We start from the raw sequence: 22,088 nt of genomic DNA on the forward strand, positions 1-22,088 counted from the left end.
AGTTAGAACGGGGCATTAGCTCGCATCAATCATGGGCTTGAAACACATACCTTGTAGGAGTGAACTTGTTCGCGATCTGGCGCGAAGCGGCAGCAACGACCGCGACTCGGTGCATTTGCTGGAATCGAGTCGCCAGATTTACGACAGCTGCGCAGCCGTTCGCGAACAAGTTCACTCCTACGGGGCGGCGTTTGCGGTAGGAGGCAACGTCTATAAAAAATGAAACCGCTTACTTGGCGCCGCTCGTTACGAAGCTCTTGTTCCCTTCAACACGGCGGTCTTCTTTGAGCACCCACTGCGGCTCGCTCTTGCACTTGTATTTCACGCCTTTACGCCGCGTCATGGCGCTCACCGTCGTCATGCATTCCTCTCTGGATGCGTAGGCGTCTCCCGGCCTTCGCTCCTCCACACAGCCTTCCATACCACTGCACATCGTCATCACGACAAAATACACAGTCATCATCGGGTGTTGCTCCATTTATCAGTACGACCTAAACGTCCTGCGCCGGTGCTCGTTACTGTCTGAAGACTGGTAGCAGTGATTGATTGGGCTCGCGCAAGAGAAGTACAGGCTCATCCCTTGTAGGCCTGGGAGGATGCTGAGGCTTATTTGAGGCTCTAACAATGGCCTAGGGCCTCCACCTGTCGGAATAATGTCACTGGCTCATATTTCGTTGAGGGGTGTCATTTTTTCTGACAGAAATTACGACATTATTTTGACTTTTTGTGCTTTTATGCGATTGCTTAGCGCGAAGGGACGCATGCAAGGCGTGAGTGAGACCGCAGAGAGATAAGGTCATATTGCCGCTCATCGTGGCTGATCAGCCGATGGTCATCACAAGGTTTTGTTACGGCGCGATTCTGGGGGATGCTGAGTTGGAGAGACTCGAAAATAGCGTTTCTTAAACTATCGTGAGCAGTTGGCAGCGCTTGTCGCTGACGAAATGGAATATGAGAAAAACGTAACAATCGTATTTTTCGATACTTCAAAGCAAAATTTTGCGCTTTCATTCGATAGATAAAAAGCTAGTCTGGCATCAATTCCTACAGGGTAATGGCAATGCAGTTACGCAACTCATCCTCTCGCTATGGTCTGGTCAGCATGGTGCTGCACTGGGGCGTCGCTGTTGCAGTGTTTGGTTTGTTCGCGCTAGGGCTGTGGATGGTTGGTCTGGATTATTACGACACATGGCGTAAAGCCGGACCCGATCTGCACAAGAGCATCGGCATCACGCTGTTCGCCTTCATGCTGTTGCGCATCGTCTGGCGATTGCTCAGCCCGCCGCCGCCGTCTCTGGCCAGCTATGGCAAGTGGACACGGATCGGCGCCCACGTCGGGCACATGTTTTTGTATGTCGGTCTGTTTGCTGTGATGTTCGCCGGTTACCTCATTTCCACCGCCGACGGCGTGGGGATCCCGGTATTTGGTCTATTTGAAATACCTGCGTTGGTCAGCGGCCTGCCTGAACAGGCGGAAACCGCAGGCTGGATTCACCTCTACCTGGCCTGGGTGCTGGTGGTCTTCGCGGGGCTACACGGTCTTGCTGCACTGAAACACCATTTCATTGATCGCGATGTGACCCTCAAGCGTATGCTGGGTCGCGCTTAATTGTTCAACCAAAACGGGAATAAAAGCATGTTGAAGAAGACTCTCGCCGCTCTGGCTCTTGGTACCGCACTGTTGTCCGCCGGTCAGGCGATGGCCGCTGATTACGTCATCGACAAAGAAGGTCAGCACGCTTTCGTTGACTTCAAGATCAGCCACTTGGGCTACAGCTTCATTCACGGTACTTTCAAAGACTGGAGCGGTAAGTTCAGTTTTGATGCTGCCAAGCCTGAAGCCAGCAAAATCGATGTTGAGCTGAAAACTGCCAGCCTGTTCACCAACCACGCTGAGCGCGACAAGCACATCCTGAGCAAAGACTTCCTGGACGCGGGCAAATTCCCGGAAGCCAAGTTCGTCTCCACCGCTGTTAAGTCCACTGGCGAGAAAACTGCTGACGTGACGGGCGACCTGACCCTGCACGGCGTGACCAAGCCAATCGTGATCAAGGCGACTTTCAACGGCGAAGGCAAGGATCCATGGGGCGGCTACCGTGCCGGCTTCAACGGTACTTCGACGCTTAACCTGAACGACTTCGGCATCAAAGGCCCAGGTCCTACCTCGCAGACTCTGAACCTGGAAATCAGCTTCGAAGGCGTTCAAGCCAAGTAAGCGTTCCGGTTAATCAAAAACGCCGACCTCAGGGTCGGCGTTTTTGTGTGTGAACGTCTTTAGGGCACAGCGCTGTTTAATGGCAAACACACAATCCTGTGGGAGCGGTGCTTGCCCGCGATAATGCTGGACGCGATTCACTTTAGATCGCGTCCAGCGCTTATCGCGGGCAAGCACCGCTCCCACAGGGATATGCACTTGTCGCGCAAACCATGCGCAAAAAAAACGCCCCGAACCAGTCGGGGCGTTTTTTTGTTCCAGCCTTTCTTAACCTTCGCGGTTGCGGGTCAGCAAGGCAGGTTTTTCACCGCGTGGGCGGCTTGGCAGTTGATCGAGTTGTTCAGCGGACGGGAAGCGATCGCTTTTCGACTCTTTGTGCATGATCTTCGGTTGTGGCTGGCTCTGACTGTCGCGAGGACCGCGAACTGCCGGTTCCTGGCGGGCCGAATCATCGCGTGCCGGGCGGCGATTGCGCGGGTTCTCGTCACGGCGAGCCTGACCATCGCGCGGAGCGCCGTTACGTGGACCATTACGCTTGGCAGGCGGTGTGCCTGTGGATGCACCGCCGCCGCTGCGCGGGCCGCTTGGGCGAGGGCCGCGTGCAGCAGGTGCCGCGCCGCCAGGTGCAGCGCCAGTAGCCGGAGCGCCCGGACGACGACCGCGGCCTTGATTCTTGTTCTGGTACGGGCTGACGTAATCAGCGCGGTTGCCGAAGTTATCCACTTCGTCATCCAGAAACTCATCCGGAGCACGATCTGCGGCCGGGCGAGGGGCCGCTGCCGCACGTGGCGTCGAAGAGCGCTGTTCGCGGGCTGGCGAACCGTCACGAGGCTTTTGCTGCTCGCGCGGCTTGCGGGCAGGGCGTTCGCCAGCAGCAGCTGCCGGTTTTTCTTTACCCTTGTCCTTGCCTTTGTCTTTACGACCACCGCCACCGCCGTTCGGGCCATCGCCACGCGGACCGCGCGGATTGCGTGGGTTACGCACATCCGGACGTTCGCGAACTTCAGGCTTTTCAGCTTCAACGGCAGACATATCGAAGCCCATCAGGTCGCCATCGGCGATCTTTTGTTTGGTCATGCGCTCGATACTTTTCAGCAGCTTTTCTTCGTCCGGCGCAACCAGCGAAATAGCCTCGCCGGTACGGCCCGCACGACCGGTACGGCCGATGCGGTGCACATAGTCTTCGTCGACGTTTGGCAGCTCGAAGTTGACGACATGTGGCAGTTGGTCGATATCCAGGCCGCGTGCGGCGATATCGGTCGCAACCATGATGCGCACATCGCCAGCCTTGAAGTCAGCCAGTGCTTTGGTGCGGGCGTTCTGGCTCTTGTTGCCGTGGATCGCCACAGCGCTAAGGCCGTGTTTGTCCAGGTACTCTGCCAGGCGGTTTGCACCGTGTTTGGTACGAGTGAATACCAGCACTTGTTCCCATGCGCCCTGAGTAATCAGGTGCGCTAGCAACGAACGCTTGTGGTTGGCTGGCAGGCGGAATACACGCTGTTCGATGCGCTCTACCGTGGTGTTCGGCGGGGTGACCTCGATGCGTTCCGGGTTGTGCAGCAGTTTGCCCGCCAACGCCGTGATGTCGTTGGAGAACGTGGCCGAGAACAGCAGGTTCTGACGTTTGGCTGGCAGACGTGCGAGGACTTTCTTCACGTCATGCACGAAGCCCATGTCGAGCATCCGGTCGGCTTCATCGAGCACGAGGATTTCAACGTGGGACAGATCGACGCTGCCTTGACCAGCCAGATCGAGCAGGCGACCAGGGCAGGCAACCAGAACGTCTACGCCACGGGCCATGGCTTGAACCTGTGGGTTCATGCCAACGCCGCCGAAGATGCAGGCGCTGACGAACTTCAGGTCACGGGCATACAGCTTGAAGCTGTCATGCACCTGGGCGGCGAGTTCACGAGTCGGGGTCAGGACCAATACGCGCGGTTGGCGCGGGCCATGACGCTGGCATTTGTCCGGATGACCGTTGGGAAACAACCGCTCCAGGATCGGAAGGGCGAAACCACCGGTTTTACCAGTACCTGTCTGGGCGGCAACCATCAGGTCGCGACCTTGCAACACGGCGGGAATGGCCCGCTGTTGCACCGGAGTAGGCTGGGTATAGCCCGCTGCCTCGATGGCGCGAACTAGAGCCTCGGAGAGACCGAGGGAAGCAAAGGACATGAGTAATCCTGTTTTTAGTTAGAGCTTATGCTCAAAGGGAAGTCTTGCCTGGCGCGAATCGCGTTCAGGCTTCGTCGAAACTGCCTGAGCGTCGACCATGCTGTTCGATGAACAGGGTGATCGCGGCTCGGTGTTTTCGTTCAAGCTCTGGAGAACGCAGTCCCGTCCGGTCCTGCTGGGCCTTCAGGGCATCTCGTGACGCTGCGCGATAAAAAAGATGCGCTAATGGCGTGATCGAGGAGCCTGAAACAAGACCGAGCATCCGGGCGTAAGCCTGGCGGGAAGGCCGGAGTATAACAGAGCAAACGCCGAGCGCCCCTTTCCTGCTGCTCAACGGTGTCATTAGTTGATGTCAGATTGGAGTGCGCACGAGATCAGCGTGTTTCACGTTGCATCAAATGCTCATGAACGGCTTTTCGGCGTTGCCCGAGCATGGCGCGAAGTACCCAATGATTCAACCATTCTTCCAGTTGACGGGCATCAAATAGCTGGTTTTGGCGTTGTTCGGCGTTTTCCCGGGCCTTGTCCCACCATACGGTGCAGCACGCCAGATCAAACTCGTTGCTGTGGGCGTAGCAGCCGTAGAGAATTTCGCGGGTGAACTGGCGCTGCTGTTCCGGGGCAAGCAGCGTCGCCATCTTGTAAAGCTGCCGCTGCCAGATGGGTGGACGCGGCACCTCAGCGCTGACGCGCGACGTATCGTCCAGAGCGTCTTCACTGGCAGGGTTTTCTGCATGTTTTAGCAACCAGGCGTTGATCTTGGCCCGAAACAGTTGCTTGCGGCTCCAGTAGTGGTGGATGAGATCCGGGCACTGGGCGATCTGCATACTCTTGTACGCAGCCATGGCCAGGCAGAATTCCTCCAGGCTGTATGAGTTTCGGGCCAGTGGAAACAGTTCGTCCATCAGTGCGATGGACCTGTCGAGCACATGCGCATCCTCTCTCATCAGGCCGATCACGCCGGAATTGAGCATCGGCATTTCATCGTCCGCCAGACCTCTGGCCAGAAGAATCGACGAAAGCGATTTATACAGTTTCGAATCCGGGTTCGTACCATAGCGCTTGTTGATCGCGTTACACAGCAACGTGCCCGGCTTCACCCGATCAAAGAGCGCGAGTGGCGAGGTATTGAAGATGGTGTCGGTATCGATCAGTAATGCACGTTCTGACTCTTCCAGCACCAGGCGCAGGACCACATGTTTGGTGCGGAAATGATAACCGTGCGGCGCGCTCCAGGCTTCGCGGGTTTCTGGATCCAGCGCGCGAATGCGTACCGGCAAATCCTGATAGGGCAGCGGGTCGTCAGTGAAGACCTGGATATCAAGAGCTTGTTCTGACCGACGCATGCAGGCCAAGGCACTGGCGATACTGAATACCGCCTCCTGGTGATAGGTTCGAGCACCGAACACCAGATAGATGAGCTGCGGTGTCGAAGTGACTTTGTCGGCTGGAGAAGTCAACTACATGCATCCAGTTAATCGTAGGCCCTGAAGGTGAGGGCCTACTCCGTAAGAAGGATGCGTATCTTAGCGCGGCAGCTTCAGGTTGTTCCAGATAGCCAGGCTCGGCTCTGCCTGATTCAGGGTGTAGAAGTGCAGCCCTGGCGCTCCACCTGCCAGCAGGCGCTCACACATTTCAGTGATGACCTGTTCGCCAAACGCCTGAATGCTCTGCACATCGTCGCCGTAGGCTTCCAGTTGCTTGCGAATCCAGCGCGGGATTTCCGCACCGCAGGCATCGGAAAAGCGCGCGAGCTTGCTGTAGTTGGTGATCGGCATGATACCGGGCACGATTGGCAGGCTTACGCCCTTCTTCTGCACGCGCTCCAGGAAGTAGAAGTAGCTGTCGGCGTTGAAGAAATACTGGGTGATTGCGCTGTCGGCACCGGCCTTGGCCTTGTGCACGAAGTTCTTCACGTCATCGTCAAAGTTGCGCGCCTGAGGGTGCATCTCAGGGTAGGCAGCCACTTCGATGTGAAAGTGCCCGCCGGTCTCTTCACGAATGAAGGACACCAGGTCGCTGGCATAACGCAGCTCACCACTGGCAACACCCATACCTGATGGCAGGTCGCCGCGCAGGGCGACGATACGCTTGATGCCGGCCTCTTTGTATTGGTTCAGCAGGCCGCGCAGGTCGTCCTTGCTGTCGCCAACGCAGGACAGGTGCGGTGCTGACGGCACTTGTATTTCATTTTGTAACTGCAGCACGGTATTGATCGTACCGTCGCGTGTAGATCCGCCCGCACCGTAAGTGCAGGAGAAGAAAGCGGGGTTGTAGCCAGCTATCTGACGAGCAACGTTCAGAAGCTTTTCATGGCCAGCTTCGGTCTTCGTCGGGAAGAATTCGAAGCTGAAGCTGCGGTCTTGGGACATGGTCAATAACCTTGGGAATTCGAAAACCTGACACTTCACCCTGTAGGAGTGAGCTTGCTCGCGATAGCGTCAGGTCAGTCGATGGACGTATCTACTGATCTGACGCTATCGCGAGCAAGCTCACTCCTACAGAGACGCGGTGGTATCGACGTGAGTGGGCGCTCGCATTCTGTGACCGCTTCGCGGTCATTCGCGGGCAAGCCTCGCTCCCACAAGGAAGCGAGGCCCACTCGATCAATCAGTAACGGTAAGCGTGCGGCTTGAACGGACCTTCAACAGCCACGCCAATGTAGTCGGCCTGGGTCTTGGTCAGTTTGGTCACAACGCCACCGAAGCCGCGAACCATTTCCAGGGCTACTTCTTCGTCGAGTTTCTTCGGCAGTACTTCAACGGTCAAACGCTCGGCTTTTTGAGCCGGGGACAGATCGGCGTACTTCTGGCCGAACAGGAAGATCTGCGCCAGAACCTGGTTGGCGAACGAACCGTCCATGATGCGGCTTGGGTGACCAGTGGCGTTGCCCAGGTTAACCAGACGGCCTTCGGCCAGCAGGATCAGGTAGTCATCGTTCTGGGCATCGAATGCGCCAGGGCCGGTACGGTGAATCTTGTGTACCTGTGGCTTCACTTCTTCCCATGCCCAGTTCTTGCGCATGAAAGCGGTGTCGATTTCGTTGTCGAAGTGACCGATGTTGCAGACCACAGCGCGTTTTTTCAGCGCTTTGAGCATGTTCGAGTCGCAAACGTTGACGTTACCAGTGGTGGTCACGATCAGGTCGATCTTGCCCAGCAGTGCTTTGTCGATGCTGGCTTCGGTGCCGTCGTTTTCACCGTCGATGAACGGCGAAACCAGCTCGAAACCGTCCATGCAGGCTTGCATGGCGCAGATCGGGTCAACTTCGGTCACTTTAACGATCATGCCTTCCTGACGCAGGGATTGAGCCGAACCCTTGCCCACGTCGCCATAACCGATAACCAGCGCTTGCTTGCCCGACAACAGGTGGTCAGTACCACGCTTGATGGCGTCGTTCAGGCTGTGACGGCAGCCGTACTTGTTGTCGTTCTTGCTCTTGGTCACCGAGTCGTTGACGTTGATGGCCGGGATTTTCAGCTCGCCTTTGGCCAGCATGTCCAGCAGGCGGTGAACGCCGGTGGTGGTCTCTTCGGTCACGCCGTGAACGCGGTCCAGGATGGCCGGGTATTTCTTGTGCAGCAGCTCGGTCAGGTCGCCGCCGTCGTCGAGGATCATGTTGGCATCCCAAGGCGCGCCATCCTTCAGGATGGTTTGCTCAAGGCACCACTCGTATTCTTCTTCGGTCTCGCCTTTCCAGGCGAAAACAGGGATACCGGCAGCAGCAATGGCAGCTGCGGCCTGGTCTTGAGTGGAGAAAATGTTGCAGGACGACCAGCGAACTTCGGCACCCAGGGCAACCAGGGTTTCGATCAGTACGGCGGTCTGAATGGTCATGTGGATGCAGCCGAGAATCTTCGCGCCCTTGAGCGGTTGCTCGCCGGCGTATTTGCGGCGCAGGCCCATCAGAGCAGGCATTTCGGATTCAGCGATGATGGTTTCGCGACGGCCCCAGGCAGCCAGGGACATGTCGGCTACTTTGTAGTCGGAAAAATCTGCGGGCGTAAGTACAGCACTCATTAGAGAGTCTCCATTCGTAGTGTGCGAATGGGCGCCGTTGTGCGTTTAAGGTTCGACGGGACAACCCGATCGAACAACGCCCCATCCGAGCCTGACAGGAAAACCTGCTGCAGCGCCCCTCGGACAGGTGGCGGGAACGGTATCAAGTGAAGATGACCGTTTTGAAACGGTGGGGATTATAGCCAAGCTGGCTCATCTTCCCAAGGTTTTCTATCGGCGGCTGCCGAGGCAACTCCAGTCCAGCGGCTGAAAAAATACCGGGGACCGGATGGACGGTGCCACTACTCTATGAATTCGATAGGAAGCGATGACTGTGCTGATACCCGCTGTGTCTGCCATGATTACCCGCATCAATCGGCAGACGTCAGGAGCAAGCATGAATTTCCACACTCGCAAGTGGGTGAAACCTGAGGATCTCAATCCTAATGGCACTTTGTTCGGTGGCAGCCTGTTGCGCTGGATCGATGAGGAAGCGGCGATTTACGCCATCGTGCAGTTAGGCAATCAGCGCGTGGTGACCAAGTACATTTCCGAGATCAACTTTGTCAGCGCCTCACGCCAGGGCGACATCATCGAACTGGGTATCACCGCCACTGAGTTCGGCCGTACCTCGATTACCCTGACATGCAAGGTGCGCAACAAGATCACCCGCAAGAGCATCCTGACGGTCGAGAAGATGGTGTTCGTCAACCTCGGCGAAGACGGCCTGCCCGCACCGCACGGCAAGACCGAAATCACCTATGTGAAAGATCAGTTCAAGGAAGAGTCGGTAGACGGCTGACTGCCTGCGAACCACATCCGGTAGGGGCGAACTTGTTCGCGAGACGATGTTCCTGTTTTCACAGGGCCGATGCCTCGCCAACAAGTTGGCTCCTACCTGAGACCGTTTTGCTAAGGTCGCGTTGTAGCCTTCATGAACTCACCCAAGAAGAGACGGCTGACTTCCTGCGACCCGAGACCGGTAGGAGCGAACTTGTTCGCGAGACGATATTCCTGTTTTCACAGTTCCTGCGCCTCGCCAACAAGTTGGCTCCTACATAAGACCGTTTTGCTAAGGGCGTGCAGTCGCCTTCATGAACTCACCCAGCGGTTCTGCATAGAAGCGCGCCATGTTGGTCGTGCCGTGCCCGCGGGTTTCTGCGCTGGCAGGGATCAACACCAGCCGCGCGTTTTTCAACTGAGCGAGTGATTTCTGCATAGTCCCGGTCTCAGGTGGATTGCGCTCGTCGTCGGCACTGTTGATTGCCAGCACCGGCGCTTTGATTGCTGAAAGATGCGGCGCCACATCGTAGTCCGCCGACGACTGCCATTGGTAAATGAAGTCGTTCGCGTCGCCCGGCAGCGGTGCCGCCAATCGTTCATCAACCAGTTTGTCTGCCTGTGCCCGTGTAGGCGCCAAGGCCTGATAAGCAAGGGTGCCACCGCTGGTACCGAAGCCAAACATCACATTAGCCAGACGCAACGAAGGTGGCTGGCTGGTGTAATTCCCCTCGTTCCAGGCCGGGTCCTGCTTGATGGATTCGATCAACATTCGCCGCATGATCCAGTTGCGGGCCGACATCGCAGTAGGTTGCGAAGCCATCGGTACCAGAGCGTCCATCATGTCCGGCCATTTCTGACCCCACATCCAGGTCTGCATGCCGCCCATGGAATTACCCATGACCAGCCGCAAATGCTTGATGCCCATCCCTTCAGTCAACAGACGATGTTGCGCCACGACCATATCGTCGTAGTTATAGGCAGGGAATTTCATGCGCAAACCGTCAGACGGTTTGCTCGACTTGCCGACGCCGATGCCATCGGGCGCGATGATGTAGTACTTGCTGGCGTCCAGAGGTTGCCCGGGACCAAACAGCTCACCGCCGAAGTCCTTGCCCAGCATGTCGCTGGCAGGGCGGTTGGTGCCATGCAGGTACAGCACGGCCGGGTTCTTCGGATCGCCGACGGTGATGTAACTCATCCGCAGGTTGTCCAGTTTTTCCCCGGTGTGGAAGGTGAAGCTGGGTGCTGTCCATACACCTTCCACTGATGCTGGAACGCTTGCCGCGAAGGCTATTCCCGTTTGCGCCACGATCAGCAGCGCAGCGCACAGGCCACCTTTGAATCCTCGCATGTTCAGTTCCTCTTTTTGTTTTTATGAGGTGTAGCTGTTGCCAGGGCTGACTGTACTCAGCGCTTGAGGCTCTGCCAATCGCGCAGCCATTGCAGGCCGGTGCTGGTGTCGCCTTTGGGCCGATATTCGCAGCCAATCCAGCCGGTGTAACCCAGACGATCGATTTCTTCGAACAGCCAGTTGTAGTTCAGCTCGCCCAGATTCGGCTCGTGACGATCCGGCACACCAGCGATCTGGATATGGCCAACGCCCGCGAAATCACGACGCAGCTTCGAGATCACGTCGCCTTCAACGATCTGGCAATGATAGAAGTCGAACTGCACCTTGAGGTTGGCAGCGCCCACTTCTTTGCAGATGGCCTGGGCCTGATCCTGACGATTGAGGAAGAACCCAGGCATGTCACGGGTATTGATCGGCTCGATGAGCACGGTGATTCCCGCCTTGGCGGCTTGTTCAGCGGCGTAGGCGAGGTTTTCCAGGTACACCGCCTGATGGCGCGACCGCAGCTCTTCGCTGGGCAGCAAACCTGCCATGACGTGAATCCGGTCGTTGCCCAGCACGTTCGCGTATTCCAGTGCGCGGGCGATGCCGGTACGAAACTCTTCTTCACGTCCTGGCAACGAAGCAATGCCACGTTCGCCTGCTGCCCAGTCACCCGGCGGTGCGTTGAACAGCGCTTGCACCAGTCCGTTGTCACTCAGGCGCTGCTTGAGTTCCTGAGTGCTGTAGTCATACGGAAACAGGTACTCGACGGCGCCGAAACCATCGGCAGCCGCTGCACTGAAGCGCTCGAGAAAGTCATGTTGCGGGTAGAGCATGCTGAGATTGGCAGCGAAACGAGGCATGTGAACTCCAGTCTTGTTAGATCAGACGAATGGCCAGATCACCAGGGTCGCGAGGAAGCCCAGGGTGCCAAGGATAGTAACCAGCACGGTCCAGGTACGCAGGCCGTCGGCGACATTAAGGCCAGCCAGTTTGGTGAACATCCAGTAACCGGCATCGTTGATGTGCGACATTGCCAGACCGCCACCGCCCATGGCCAGACACAGCAGTGCCAGGTGGTTTGGTGTCAGGTTCAGGGTTGCGATCAGCGGGCTGAGAATACCGGCAGTGGTCACCAGTGCCACGGTGGTGGAACCTTGTACGGCACGCAACAGCAGGGTCAGCAGGAAGCCCAGCGCCAGAACCGGCAGGCCGGTAGTGCGAAGTGCTTCGGAGACGACAGCGCCGATACCGGTATCAACCAGCACTTTGCCGAACACGCCACCGGCACCGGCGATCAGGATAACCATGGCCACGCCCGGCAGTGCCGAGCCGATCACGTCAGACACCTGAGTGCGGCTCCAGCCACGGCGAGTACCCAGCAACCAGGCACACAGCAGAGTGTCGATCAGCAGCGCAACCAGCGGCGCGCCCAATACAGTCAGCACACTGCGCAGCGTCGAGTCGACAGGCAGCATGGTGGTGGCCAACGTACCGAGCAGAATCAGTACGATCGGCAGCAGGATCAGGCCGATGATCAAGCCGAAGCCAGGCGCCGGAGCGGGCGGCAGCGATGCGGCAAGACTGCTGGCGCTTTCTTCCATGCCTGGCTTGTTCGAGTGCGTCGCTTCGCTGCTGGTGTTGGAGTAGTCGCCGTTATGCCAGGCTTGCAGGTCGGCGTTGGTCATATGCGGGCCGTAGACTTCGGCACGAATATCATCCGTCATCGGGTAGAACTTGCGGGTCATGCGGCCAGCGATGAAGTAACCGATCAGGCTCAGGACTGCGACCATCGGGATACCAAACATCAGTACGCGACCCAGGTCGGCACCCAATTGACCGGCAGCGGCCACAGCACCCGGATGCGGTGGCAGGAAGGCGTGCACCGCCAGCAACGCCGCACACATTGGCAAGGCGAACAGCAACAGCGGTTTACGTGCCGCACGGGCGACGCCGTAGGCCAGCGGCATGAGAATGATCACGCCCACTTCGAAGAACACCGGAATACCGACGATGAAACCGGCAACGGTCAGTGCCAGCGGCGTGCGCCGGTTGCCGAAGCGTTTGATCAGGGTTTTGGCCAATGCCTCGGCACCACCGGACAGCTCGATGATGCGCCCGATCATCGCGCCCAGGGCAATGATGATCGCAATGTGACCGAGGGTTTTGCCCATGCCGCCTTCGATGGTGGCAACCAGATCAGCCGGCTTCACACCCGCGACCAGCGCAACAATGATGCTCACCAGCATCAACGCCACGAACGGCTGGAATTTGTATTTGAGGACCAGGAACAGCAGCAGCGCGATGCCCGCGCCAGCGATCAACATCAGCATTAGTGGCGTCATACTTTAAAGTCCCATTGTTATTGTTTTCCGGCGGGGCCGGGTCTTGTCGAAGGCCGTTCGAACGGCCCTCAATCAAATGCCTTGAACTACCACTTGGCCCCAAACACCTCGCGCAACTCGTCCAGAGCAGCCTGGTCGAGTGGCGCGGGTTTTGGGTTGCTCATCAACCAGAGTCGAGCGGTCTCTTCCAGTTCTTCAAGGGCGTAGGCGGCCTTGGCAACCGAGCTTTCCCAGATAACCGGACCGAGCCGTTCGAGCATCACGCCGCGCACACTGTTGGCCAGTTGCGCGACACGCTGGGCGACTTTCGGCGAGCCGGGACGCTCATAACCAATGAGCGGAATTTGCCCGACTTTCATCACCTGATAAGGCGTCAGTGGCGGCAGGATGTTGTCCTCCTGCCAGACGCCCGCCAGGGTCAACGCAACCAGATGCGTGGAGTGGGTATGCACCACGCCGCCAACACCCGGATTGCGGTCGTAGACTTCGCGATGCAGCGCGAGGGTCTTCGAAGGTTTGCTACCCGACACCCATTCACCGGCCAGATTGACCTTGGCAATTTCGGTCGGATCAAGGCGACCCAGGCACGCGTCAGTTGGTGTGATCAGCCAGCCGTCATCCAGCCGTGCGCTGATGTTCCCGGCGCTGCCGACGGTGTAGCCACGGCCATATAACAGCCTGCCGATGTCGCAGATTTCTTCGCGAAGCCTGTTTTCCGTACGTTGGTTTTCCGCACTCATACAGCCTCCCCCGCCAATTGCTTGAGGGCCTTGCTGAAGAAGTCGCGACCACCGAAGTTGCCGGATTTCAACGCCAGGGCCAGGGACTGGTTGCCGCTGCTGACGGTTGCGGGGACACCCGGATCAATCTGCGCGCCGATTTTGAGCAGTTGCACGCCCAATGCCTGAACAACAGCACCGGACGTTTCACCGCCCGCTACGACAAAGCGGCGCACGCCAGCATTAAGCAGGCCTTTGGCGATCTGTCCCAGTGCGTCTTCAACCAGAGCTCCCGCACGTTCAACGCCCAGTTTTTCCTGCACGGCTTTGACTTCGTTTGGCGAGCTGGTGGCGTAGATCAATACGGTTTCACCAGCTTTGCGAGCGAACTCCAGCGCCTGTTCAACCACCGGACGGCCTGCCGCCAGTTCCAGAGGGTTGATACGCAGGGCAGGGCGATTGGCTTCCAGCCAGGCCGCGACCTGACCATTGGTGGCGACCGAAGCGCTACCTGCCAACACCACTTCACCACCGGCAACAGGGTCAAGTTTGGCGGCGTCGATGTCGCGCAATTTGCCAGCCTTGCGGAAGTTGCCCGGCAAGCCCAACGCCAGACCCGAACCACCGGTTAGCAGGGGCAGGTCAGCACAAGCCTCGCCCAAGGTATAGAGATCGGCATCGGACAGAGCATCGGCAATAGCCATGCTCACACCTTCGGCGCGCAATTCGGCAATCTTGCTGCGCACCCCTTCAACGCCTTTGGCGATGCTGTCGTAGCGCAGCAGGCCGACTTTCTGTTTCGTTTGCGATTGCAGCACACGTACCAGATTGGCGTCGGTCATCGGCGTCAGCGGGTGATGCTGCATGCCGGATTCGCTGAGCAACTGGTCCTGAACGAACAGGTGACCACGGAAGATTGTGCGGCCGTTTTCCGGGAACGCCGGGCACGCCAGCGTGAAGTCGCTGCCGAGCTTTTTCAGCAATGCTTCGCTGACCTGGCCGATGTTGCCCGCAGCCGTGGAGTCGAACGTCGAGCAGTATTTGAAGAAGATCTGCTCGCAGCCACGCTCGCGCAGCCATTCCAGTGCAGCGAGGGATTCTTCGACAGCTTCGGCGGCAGGCGTGGTGCGGGATTTCAAAGCAATGACGATTGCGTCAGCGTCCAGATCGGCCGCCATTTCAGCGGTCGGAATGCCGATGCTTTGCACGGTACGCATGCCACCACGCACCAGCATGTTGGCCAGGTCGGTGGCGCCGGTGAAATCGTCGGCGATGCAGCCCAGCAACGGGCGCACAGGAGAATTACTCATCGGTCGCCCCTTAAGCTTGTTCTGGCTTGGCTTTCGGCAATTCGATGCCCGGGAAAATCTTGATCACGGCGGAGTCATCCTCACGACCGTAACCGGCGCTGGAAGCCTGCATGAACATCTGGTGTGCAGTGGCCGACAGCGGCAGCGGGAATTTGCTGGTGCGAGCGGTATCCAGTACCAGGCCCAGATCCTTGACGAAGATATCCACAGCCGACAGCGGCGTGTAATCAGCTTTGAGGATGTGCGGCACACGGTTTTCGAACATCCACGAGTTACCGGCACTGTTGGTGATCACTTCGTAAAGCGCGTCGGCGTCGACGCCTTCACGCAGGCCCAGGGCCATGGCTTCAGCACTGGCGGCGATGTGCACACCGGCCAGTAACTGGTTGATGATTTTGACTTTTGAACCGAGGCCGTGGACGTCGCCCAGGCGATAAACCTTGCCCGCCATGCCGTCGAGAATGGCCTGAGCCTTGGCGTAGGATTCAGCCGGGCCGGAGGTCATCATGGTCATCTGACCTGCGGCTGCTTTAGCGGCGCCGCCGGAGATCGGTGCATCAAGGTACAGCAGGCCTTTATCGACCAGACGTTGACCCAGCTCGACGGCAAAGGTCGGCGCGACGGTGGCGCAGCCGATGACCAGGCTGCCAGGGCGCAGTGCTGCGATGGCGCCGTTCTCACCAAACAATACGGTTTCGGTCTGCTCAGCGTTGACCACGACAGTGATGATCACATCACAGGCGGCTGCCATGGCAGCAGGGGATGCACAAGCAACGCCGCCTTCGGTGGCGAACTGCTCGGTCACGGCGCTGCGGACATCACACGCATGCACATTGAAACCACTGCGCAGCAACGAGCGGGCAATGCCCAAACCCATCGCACCCAAGCCAATAACGCCGACATTCTTGTTAGTCATGCTGTTTTCCTCGGATGGTTGCCGATGCTCGTCACTGCCAGCAATCGGTCGGAATTGTTCTGATCTGTGAATCCGATAGTGAATCAGTGAGCAGATAATGTGAAGTATTATTTCTTGTTCACATGGATTCACATTGGTTGAGCATTCACGACTTGTAGGAGCTGCCGAAGGCTGCGAAAGCGATTTCACATGGAAAACCGCTTCGCAGCCTTCGGCAGCTCCTACAGGATAAGGTGGGGCTCTTACTTACTGCTTTTGATCTGAACGAGCTGGCCATCAATGAACCGCAGGGTGCGGTACATGCCGTTCTCTGGCCCATAGACCCAGGTTTCAACGGTGACGGCGCCGTGTTTCAGCTGGCCATTGGCAGCCATTGCGGGCGGGATAATCTGGCGATCGGCGGGCGGGCCGCATTTGCGCAGCACTTCAACAGCCAGGTCGCCTTCATTGATCAACGTGCTATTGCAGCGCATCGATGCGTGGGCGTTTGCGCTCAGCAGGGCCAGGGCGACCAGCAGTGCGCGAATTGCCATGGTCAGCGTTGGCCCGCTACGGGCGCCAGCAGCAACTCGACCCGATGCTTGCGAATGCCATCGGCGGCGGCTTCAGCCAGGGCGGCATCGCTAATGATGATGTCGAACTGTTCCAGCGCGGCAATCTTGTACATGCCGAAGGTGCCGTACTTGGAACTGGTAGCTACCAGCACGGTTTGCGAGGCCGACTGCATGGCGGCTTGCTTGACCTCGACCTTCAACGCGGAAGGCGTGGTCGTGCCGCGTTGCAAATCCCAGGAACTGGTGGACATGAAAGCGATGTCAGTCGCGAGTTGGCGCAAGGTCGCGGCAGCAAGACCGCCGACACACGAACGGTTAGGGTGGTCGAGCAAACCGCCGGTATGGATCACATCGACATGCGTGGCGTCCGCCAGCGCGTTGACGATGCCGAAGTCGTTGGTGACCACGGTCATGCCTGACAACGCCGCAATGTGCGGGACTATTTCCAGGGTGCTGGTGCCTGCATCCAGGTAGATGGTCATGTCGTCGTGCAGAAGACCGGCAGCCAATCGCGCCATGCCTTGCTTCTGCGGCAGCTCGACCACGGCTTTGGATTGATGGCTGGGCTCGCTGTGCAATTGACTGGCGATGCGTACGCCACCGGTCACCGAGTAGGCGCGACCTTCCTGTTCCAAAAGGGCGATGTCACGTCGGATGGTCATGTGCGAGCAATCGAACATCTCCACCAACTGGTGCACGCTAAGCACCTGATGCTTGCGCAACTGACGCAGCATTAACTCCCGACGTTGATCGGGAATCATCGGTGTGCCGCCAACGACGGCGATCTCCTCTTTGCTGGACATGCGTGCTCCTGAGCCCCGGTAAAACCGCCAGTACGGGCTGGCGGTCGTGGCATCTTAGCCAATCGAGGCACGCATGACAGCAGTCGCGACTCAGTGACCGGTATTTTGCCCGGTCGGCTGATCGCGAGTAACCGCCTTCACCAGCTTGCCAATGCTCAACCCCTGCAACAGGATCGACGACAGCACCACGATGTAAGTGATGCTCAGCAGCAAGTCGCGTTCCGGCCCCAACGGCAAGGCCAGCGCCAGTGCCACCGAAACACCGCCACGCAGACCGCCCCAGGTCAGAATGCGGATTGTGCCTTGAGGCACTGTACGCCAGCGGCGCAGTAGCAGGATGGCCGGTGCCACGGTCACAAAACGCGACAGCAGGATCGCCACCGCCAGCAAGCCCGCCGCGAGCATGTGCGACCAGGAAAACGGCAACAGCAGCAACTCCATGCCGATCAGCGCGAAGAGCAGGGCGTTGAGCATGTCATCGAGCAATTCCCAAATTTTGCCAATCGCATTTTTTTGTCAGTTGTACCTTTTGCCTGTAGAATGGGCATCTTAGCCAGCAGAGCACGGATTTTGTAAGTGACAATCGTCAAAAAAGGGTCGCCCATCGAAAACTATCCCTTCCGAGCTCTGGCGCCTGATGTGGTGGAGTTGTTTCAGCGTTGCGCGGAGCGTAGGAAGGTGCCGTCGGCGACGACATTGAAGCTTCTCGAATGCTTTTGTGACATCACCAACCAGACCTTATCTTTCCTGAAGCTTTCATCGTCAGCGCTGACCGACATCGTTGCGGGTTTTCAAGGGGCGCTGTTCGAACAGGATTTGGTTGGTACGTCTGATGTGACGCGCGGGAAGGTTTCCGTTTATCTGCAAGACATTCTGCTCGAAGCACGTAATTATGTCCCTTCCATGCCGCCGACAGAATGTGGAAGCGGACTAAGAAAAAAATATAATGCGAAGTGGAAGAAAATCCTTCCTAGGGTTGATCAGAGTAAAGTCAAATACTGGATGGGTTGGCCTGTAGAAAACCGTAAAGGCACCACGTTGTATTGTCACTTTGCCAATATGTATAACAGTCATGGTTATGATTTCACACATGGTCTGTATGAGCAGCTGCGGCTCCATATTTCAGGGTATGGTACAACACAGTTAACTTTGCCTAATAAGATGGCTGGCTTTCTGAGTGAGAATAGCGATTCCTGGCCTGCGTGCACGTTTAACGATTCGACAATGATTTACAATTTCTTCTGGGATTTCAGAAAGAATTTTTTCATGAGTGGCGAGGCCTTGGGGCTGGATATCGACGCACAAATGAAAACCTGGAATAAATATATTGGGTTCGTCGAGAAGATCTTCATTCTTCCAGGCTTATGGGCTAAGCCTTTGGGCGGGAAGCTGCCTTTGTCTCCTGCGAAGCGAATTGATGGTCAGTCGACTAACATTAGAACGAATGATGATGGTGCTGAGGTGAAGGTAAAGCTCGTGATGGAAATACCATTACATTTGACTGAATCTGAAGCTATTGAAATTTTATTTGTTTCTATATCTAAGAGGCTGGAAATTATTGAGCGGTGGGCCAAAGCGCAGGTGGCAGATTTATATAGTCGGGTTCTCCGTCGAAAACAGCTTGCTGCGCAGGGAGAGCTGGTAGACACAACTAAGCGCAAGAAGGGACATCTGCTAATAATCCCCAATATTTGCTGTATTTTCGAGACTTATGGTTACGGAGAGCCTTACAGTCATTACGCCTCTTTATCAGTGGATACAAAAGATTCTCAGACACCCGCTTCTGATTTGGCAAGATATATTGGGATGCCGATGGCGGGGAGTCTCATGCCATTTAAGCTCCTGCTTATTCTAAGGCATCCGATAGTTACATCAGAGTTTTTGGGTGATTTCGATTTATGGAATAAACTGGGGCATAGGTCTGGATATGTATTGGATGGGACGGTATATAAGCTGGTGGGGTACAAAGATCGTAAGGGGGCAGGAAGGTCTGAGCAAAAAATCACGCTGACCCCAGAAACTAAAGCTTTGGTCGACCAAGTTATTGAGATCACTGCTCCCCTTCGCGAGTATCTGAAGTCAGAGGGTGATCCTGCATGGAGAAAGCTGTTTATTACATGCGGTAACGCATTCTCCCCGCCCACCAAAAGCACCCTAACCCCGTGGTCGAGGTCATCACTCAAACCTGGTACATATTTGAGAGATAACCTTGTAGCTCAGTTTCGCCCTCATACTGACATGCCTGAAGATGACCTCGTTAGGTTTTTGGAGATGGTGAGTGCGTCTTCAGTACGCGCATCCAGAGTAACCGAGATATTCATTGAGACGCACAGCGCTCAAACTACCTCTCAGGCTTTAGGCCATGAGAGCTACGATCCTAATCTCATGGATCATTACCTCCCCAAAGTGATTATCGATTTCCTGCATGAGAGGCGGATGCGAGTATTCAATAAAGTCATAATTTGCCATAGTCTACAGGATAGCCCGTTTTTATTTCGGGCCAGCAGTTTTCCAAGCGTGGCTGAATTAGATACTTTTCTAGTGAATCATGCTTTTGGAGATATCCCGGCATATCTTCAAGATCCAGAGGGCCGTCATGAAAAGCTTGAGAACGACGGGACTGTATATGCGTTAGTGTCTGCCGATATTTTAAGCGTGCTGCTCTCGATAAAGCTGGCGGTTGAACAGGCGCCATCCAATCAAAAAATTAATGCGAAGGCAGTCTACTGGGCGAATTACGCAGGCTTTCTTGAGGGAGAGATTAGTAAGCATCGAGATGTCACTTATCGGAGCGATCTACACAAGGCATCACTAACAGCAAGCGCAGGATCAATGGAGAGGTTCGTTTATGAATGCTCCATCTAAACTTGGGTTCCTGAACGAGCCTCGCTTGGCACCGGCGGAAGCTTTCCGCAAAGCTTCCTGGCTAGCCAATGATTTTAATGCCCCCGTCTGGAGCGTGAATTTCAATGGTGATCCCTTCCTGCTCAATTGGAAGGTCGCCCTTGACAACAATTCATACCTGACTGATGACGAAAACCTAGATCTACTTAACGGCCTCAAATACTCCCTAATCGGCGCCACGCGAAATAGCCTGGTTGAAATGGCTAATTCCCAAAGTGTTGAGACATTAAGAAGGAAGTTTCACGCAGCCGTAGGTGTTATTGACTATCTGCTAATTCACGCACGTGCGCTTAAACTTTCAAGTGCAGGGTTAGCAGGTTTGTCTGAAGGCGATATGAAATGGATACTTAATAAGCTATCTTCAGAATCCTCGGTGGCCGAAGCGCTGTATGATTGGTCGGGGAAATTGTGTGAATATGCTCTAGCCCTGTTGAATGAAATTCCAGGTGCGACGATAGCTTCCATATTGGAAGAGAATCCGTCGATGTCAGAGATAAGTTCTACTCAGCTCGAGTCTAACGAGCTTGATGTTGCGGTTGATAATATTCCGCGTATTCGGGCCGCTTTATACTATAAAGGCCACTACGACGGACATAGAGGGTCTGGCTATACGGTAAACTCCGTACGTGTCTCAAACGAGATTTACAAAAATACGATCCGTGGCAGCATGGCCAAACCGAGGCATGAAATCCTCAGTTTCTATCCGCTTGGAGAATCCTATAAACGTGAGATGGAGGGGGTTAGGGTTACTTCTAGTTCGGGTAGTCTTATGGCTGAATCCCAGTACAGGCTGTTTTACAATTTCTTATACGGAATGGGGCTGCTTAGAGAACTTGGTATGCCGGGGCCTAGTGAGCGAGTCTTGGATCGAATCAAAGGTTACACGCCCGAGTTAGCCAAGCCTGGTCGTTTTGTGACAGTGCCGTCCGGCACTATTTTTAAGTTATTCAAAGGTGCTGTCGAGTTTCATTACGACCTAGGCCCTCTCGTAGTTGAGGGATTTTGCAGGTTAGCTCGATACTGTGATGAACATGACAAGTCGCTTACAAGCCTAACAGATGAACAGGTTGTTTCAATTGTTGGCAGTGATTTGGAGCGTCACGGCATAACGAAGCTGGGGCTTGGTTGCAGAAATACAAGTGATGTTGATAGTAGTGGTCTTGAAAATCGCAAAGGAGCGAAAGAGGACTATTTTGAGCGGCTAAGATCCAATGTAGGCTTGCTTGAACTTGTCTATGTTTATATTGGTGTTATTCAGTTCGTTGCTGGATTGCTTATGGCGCGGCGAATCGACGAGCTTTTGCAGATCCCCTCAGCACAAGCATTCGACTCCACGAGCACCTGGCTGATGTTTAGGAGAGAAAAGAGCACAACAAATACGTATGGTCTCCGTAAGTATGATGCTAGGCCTATAGATCCACTTGCGGTACAGATGCTTGCGCAATTAGTGCGGCTCCAAGAGGGGTTGATTGATGCGGGTTTCTCGGCTGAAGCTCCTACTATTTTCTCTGTTCCTTCTCTCCATGGAAGAAAGGTACTATATTCTGCCACGAAAACAAGCATGAATACCTGCTTCGACTTCCTTTGTGACTACTTCGAGAGTGAAGTTAATGAGGTTGGTCTCCGGTATTATATCAGGCAACACCAGTTGCGCCGCGTGGCGGCTTTATTGTTTTTTCACGCGTATGGGAAAGGCCACATAGATACACTGCGTTGGATTCTCGGGCATAACGATATTGAGCACGCATGGAGGTACATCACCGATGCTACAGATGGCGCATCCCTCCGTGGGGCGGAGGCTCAAATCATTGCTGAGAAATTCTTTACTGGTGATGTGCATAACTATAAATCATTACGTGCGTTGATGAAGGAGCATTTTGGAACGGATGATCTTCGCCTTGTAGATCAAGAATCCTTTGCAGAACATCTGGATTACTTGATGAGTAAAGGTGTTGTCAAATTCGAGCCTGTATTTGTTCTCGGAACTAATGGCAAAGAAATGCAGGTTCTTGTCCACGTAAAGGGTGCATAG

At 55.8% G+C, this 22,088-nt stretch carries 18 protein-coding genes, 1 pseudogene and 1 riboswitch; of the genes and pseudogenes, 5 read left to right on the forward strand and 14 right to left on the reverse strand.

The annotated features are described in order from the left end of the window. Positions 1–229: 229 nt before the first annotated feature. The gene (locus AUC61_RS00790) at positions 230–463 is read right to left on the reverse strand and encodes a hypothetical protein (protein ID WP_243244089.1); all 234 of its coding nucleotides are present in this window, start codon (positions 461–463) and stop codon (positions 230–232) included. A 597-nt stretch (positions 464–1,060) separates the two neighbouring features. On the opposite strand from AUC61_RS00790, the gene AUC61_RS00795 reads away from it, so the two are divergent. Together AUC61_RS00795 and AUC61_RS00800 are read left to right on the forward strand one after the other, a co-directional pair. Then, positions 1,061–1,609: a cytochrome b gene (locus AUC61_RS00795; RefSeq protein ID WP_243244090.1), complete on the forward strand. Its 549-nt coding sequence runs from the start codon at positions 1,061–1,063 to the stop codon at positions 1,607–1,609. A gap of 27 nt (positions 1,610–1,636) precedes the next feature. After that, on the forward strand, positions 1,637–2,215 hold the full coding sequence (locus tag AUC61_RS00800) for a YceI family protein (protein ID WP_122666951.1): 579 nt from the start codon (positions 1,637–1,639) through the stop codon (positions 2,213–2,215). A 267-nt stretch (positions 2,216–2,482) separates the two neighbouring features. On the opposite strand, the gene AUC61_RS00805 is transcribed toward AUC61_RS00800, so the two are convergent. The 4 genes from AUC61_RS00805 to ahcY all read right to left on the reverse strand — a co-directional run bounded on the left by AUC61_RS00805 (position 2,483) and on the right by ahcY (position 8,410). Further along, a complete protein-coding gene (locus AUC61_RS00805; RefSeq protein WP_243244091.1) occupies positions 2,483–4,390 on the reverse strand; it encodes an RNA helicase RhlE2 in 1,908 nt (635 codons plus the stop codon). Positions 4,391–4,764: 374 nt separating this feature from the next. After that, on the reverse strand, positions 4,765–5,850 hold the full coding sequence (locus tag AUC61_RS00810) for a hypothetical protein (RefSeq protein WP_243244092.1): 1,086 nt from the start codon (positions 5,848–5,850) through the stop codon (positions 4,765–4,767). A 66-nt stretch (positions 5,851–5,916) separates the two neighbouring features. Next, the gene (gene metF, locus AUC61_RS00815; protein WP_243244093.1) at positions 5,917–6,762 is read right to left on the reverse strand and encodes a methylenetetrahydrofolate reductase [NAD(P)H]; all 846 of its coding nucleotides are present in this window, start codon (positions 6,760–6,762) and stop codon (positions 5,917–5,919) included. 238 nt (positions 6,763–7,000) lie between these two features. Beyond that, complete coding sequence (ahcY, locus tag AUC61_RS00820) at positions 7,001–8,410, reverse strand: adenosylhomocysteinase (RefSeq protein ID WP_095092741.1); 1,410 nt, start codon at positions 8,408–8,410, stop codon at positions 7,001–7,003. Between the two features lie 22 nt (positions 8,411–8,432). Beyond that, a riboswitch (S-adenosyl-L-homocysteine riboswitch) is annotated at positions 8,433–8,537 on the reverse strand. Positions 8,538–8,786: 249 nt separating this feature from the next. Here ahcY and AUC61_RS00825 point away from each other — a divergent pair. Beyond that, the gene (locus AUC61_RS00825; protein ID WP_279290871.1) at positions 8,787–9,191 is read left to right on the forward strand and encodes an acyl-CoA thioesterase; all 405 of its coding nucleotides are present in this window, start codon (positions 8,787–8,789) and stop codon (positions 9,189–9,191) included. 270 nt (positions 9,192–9,461) lie between these two features. On the opposite strand, the gene AUC61_RS00830 is transcribed toward AUC61_RS00825, so the two are convergent. The 9 genes and pseudogenes from AUC61_RS00830 to AUC61_RS00870 form a co-directional block, all read right to left on the reverse strand. Further along, positions 9,462–10,523, reverse strand: a complete 1,062-nt coding sequence (locus AUC61_RS00830) for an alpha/beta fold hydrolase (RefSeq protein ID WP_243244094.1) — start codon at positions 10,521–10,523, stop codon at positions 9,462–9,464. Positions 10,524–10,579: 56 nt separating this feature from the next. After that, positions 10,580–11,368 (reverse strand): 2-oxo-tetronate isomerase, encoded by a 789-nt coding sequence (gene otnI, locus AUC61_RS00835; protein WP_243244095.1) that lies wholly within the window; start codon positions 11,366–11,368, stop codon positions 10,580–10,582. A gap of 21 nt (positions 11,369–11,389) precedes the next feature. Then, entirely contained in the window at positions 11,390–12,850 is a 1,461-nt protein-coding gene (locus tag AUC61_RS00840) for a GntT/GntP/DsdX family permease (RefSeq protein WP_243244096.1), read from the reverse strand. Between the two features lie 86 nt (positions 12,851–12,936). Then, entirely contained in the window at positions 12,937–13,590 is a 654-nt protein-coding gene (otnC, locus tag AUC61_RS00845; RefSeq protein WP_243244097.1) for a 3-oxo-tetronate 4-phosphate decarboxylase, read from the reverse strand. After that, positions 13,587–14,879, reverse strand: a complete 1,293-nt coding sequence (gene otnK, locus AUC61_RS00850) for a 3-oxo-tetronate kinase (RefSeq protein ID WP_243244098.1) — start codon at positions 14,877–14,879, stop codon at positions 13,587–13,589. Before otnK ends, otnC begins: the two co-directional genes overlap by 4 nt. Before the next feature lie 10 nt (positions 14,880–14,889). Then, positions 14,890–15,840, reverse strand: a complete 951-nt coding sequence (ltnD, locus tag AUC61_RS00855) for an L-threonate dehydrogenase (protein ID WP_255880163.1) — start codon at positions 15,838–15,840, stop codon at positions 14,890–14,892. 197 nt (positions 15,841–16,037) lie between these two features. Beyond that, positions 16,038–16,328 (reverse strand): DUF2845 domain-containing protein, encoded by a 291-nt coding sequence (locus AUC61_RS00860; protein WP_243244099.1) that lies wholly within the window; start codon positions 16,326–16,328, stop codon positions 16,038–16,040. A 2-nt stretch (positions 16,329–16,330) separates the two neighbouring features. Then, positions 16,331–17,152 carry a DeoR/GlpR family DNA-binding transcription regulator gene (locus AUC61_RS00865; RefSeq protein WP_122666940.1) on the reverse strand — a complete coding sequence of 274 codons (822 nt, stop codon included), beginning with the start codon at positions 17,150–17,152 and terminating at the stop codon, positions 16,331–16,333. Between the two features lie 90 nt (positions 17,153–17,242). Continuing rightward, positions 17,243–17,644 (reverse strand): annotated as a pseudogene (locus AUC61_RS00870) (cation:proton antiporter domain-containing protein); the annotation flags it as partial. Positions 17,645–17,728: 84 nt separating this feature from the next. On the opposite strand from AUC61_RS00870, the gene AUC61_RS00875 reads away from it, so the two are divergent. Both AUC61_RS00875 and AUC61_RS00880 read left to right on the forward strand, forming a co-directional pair. Next, the gene (locus AUC61_RS00875; protein ID WP_243244100.1) at positions 17,729–20,017 is read left to right on the forward strand and encodes a hypothetical protein; all 2,289 of its coding nucleotides are present in this window, start codon (positions 17,729–17,731) and stop codon (positions 20,015–20,017) included. Beyond that, complete coding sequence (locus tag AUC61_RS00880) at positions 20,001–22,088, forward strand: hypothetical protein (protein ID WP_109512833.1); 2,088 nt, start codon at positions 20,001–20,003, stop codon at positions 22,086–22,088. The genes AUC61_RS00875 and AUC61_RS00880 overlap by 17 nt, the downstream gene beginning before the upstream one ends.

Origin of the sequence: Pseudomonas maioricensis (genome assembly GCF_022790535.1) — a bacterium.
Classification (GTDB): domain Bacteria; phylum Pseudomonadota; class Gammaproteobacteria; order Pseudomonadales; family Pseudomonadaceae; genus Aquipseudomonas; species Aquipseudomonas maioricensis.

Excerpts from the sequence above, each read along its gene's own strand:
- AUC61_RS00865 (WP_122666940.1), bottom strand. The coding sequence starts at position 17,152 with ATGTCCAGCAAAGAGGAGATCGCCGTCGTTGGCGGCACACCGATGATT.
- AUC61_RS00800 (WP_122666951.1), top strand. The coding sequence starts at position 1,637 with ATGTTGAAGAAGACTCTCGCCGCTCTGGCTCTTGGTACCGCACTGTTG.
- otnK (WP_243244098.1), bottom strand. The coding sequence starts at position 14,879 with ATGAGTAATTCTCCTGTGCGCCCGTTGCTGGGCTGCATCGCCGACGAT.
- AUC61_RS00860 (WP_243244099.1), bottom strand. The coding sequence starts at position 16,328 with ATGGCAATTCGCGCACTGCTGGTCGCCCTGGCCCTGCTGAGCGCAAAC.
- AUC61_RS00840 (WP_243244096.1), bottom strand. The coding sequence starts at position 12,850 with ATGACGCCACTAATGCTGATGTTGATCGCTGGCGCGGGCATCGCGCTG.
- ahcY (WP_095092741.1), bottom strand. The coding sequence starts at position 8,410 with ATGAGTGCTGTACTTACGCCCGCAGATTTTTCCGACTACAAAGTAGCC.
- AUC61_RS00805 (WP_243244091.1), bottom strand. The coding sequence starts at position 4,390 with ATGTCCTTTGCTTCCCTCGGTCTCTCCGAGGCTCTAGTTCGCGCCATC.
- AUC61_RS00790 (WP_243244089.1), bottom strand. The coding sequence starts at position 463 with ATGATGACTGTGTATTTTGTCGTGATGACGATGTGCAGTGGTATGGAA.
- otnI (WP_243244095.1), bottom strand. The coding sequence starts at position 11,368 with ATGCCTCGTTTCGCTGCCAATCTCAGCATGCTCTACCCGCAACATGAC.
- AUC61_RS00825 (WP_279290871.1), top strand. The coding sequence starts at position 8,787 with ATGAATTTCCACACTCGCAAGTGGGTGAAACCTGAGGATCTCAATCCT.
- otnC (WP_243244097.1), bottom strand. The coding sequence starts at position 13,590 with ATGAGTGCGGAAAACCAACGTACGGAAAACAGGCTTCGCGAAGAAATC.
- metF (WP_243244093.1), bottom strand. The coding sequence starts at position 6,762 with ATGTCCCAAGACCGCAGCTTCAGCTTCGAATTCTTCCCGACGAAGACC.
- AUC61_RS00880 (WP_109512833.1), top strand. The coding sequence starts at position 20,001 with ATGAATGCTCCATCTAAACTTGGGTTCCTGAACGAGCCTCGCTTGGCA.
- AUC61_RS00830 (WP_243244094.1), bottom strand. The coding sequence starts at position 10,523 with ATGCGAGGATTCAAAGGTGGCCTGTGCGCTGCGCTGCTGATCGTGGCG.
- AUC61_RS00795 (WP_243244090.1), top strand. The coding sequence starts at position 1,061 with ATGCAGTTACGCAACTCATCCTCTCGCTATGGTCTGGTCAGCATGGTG.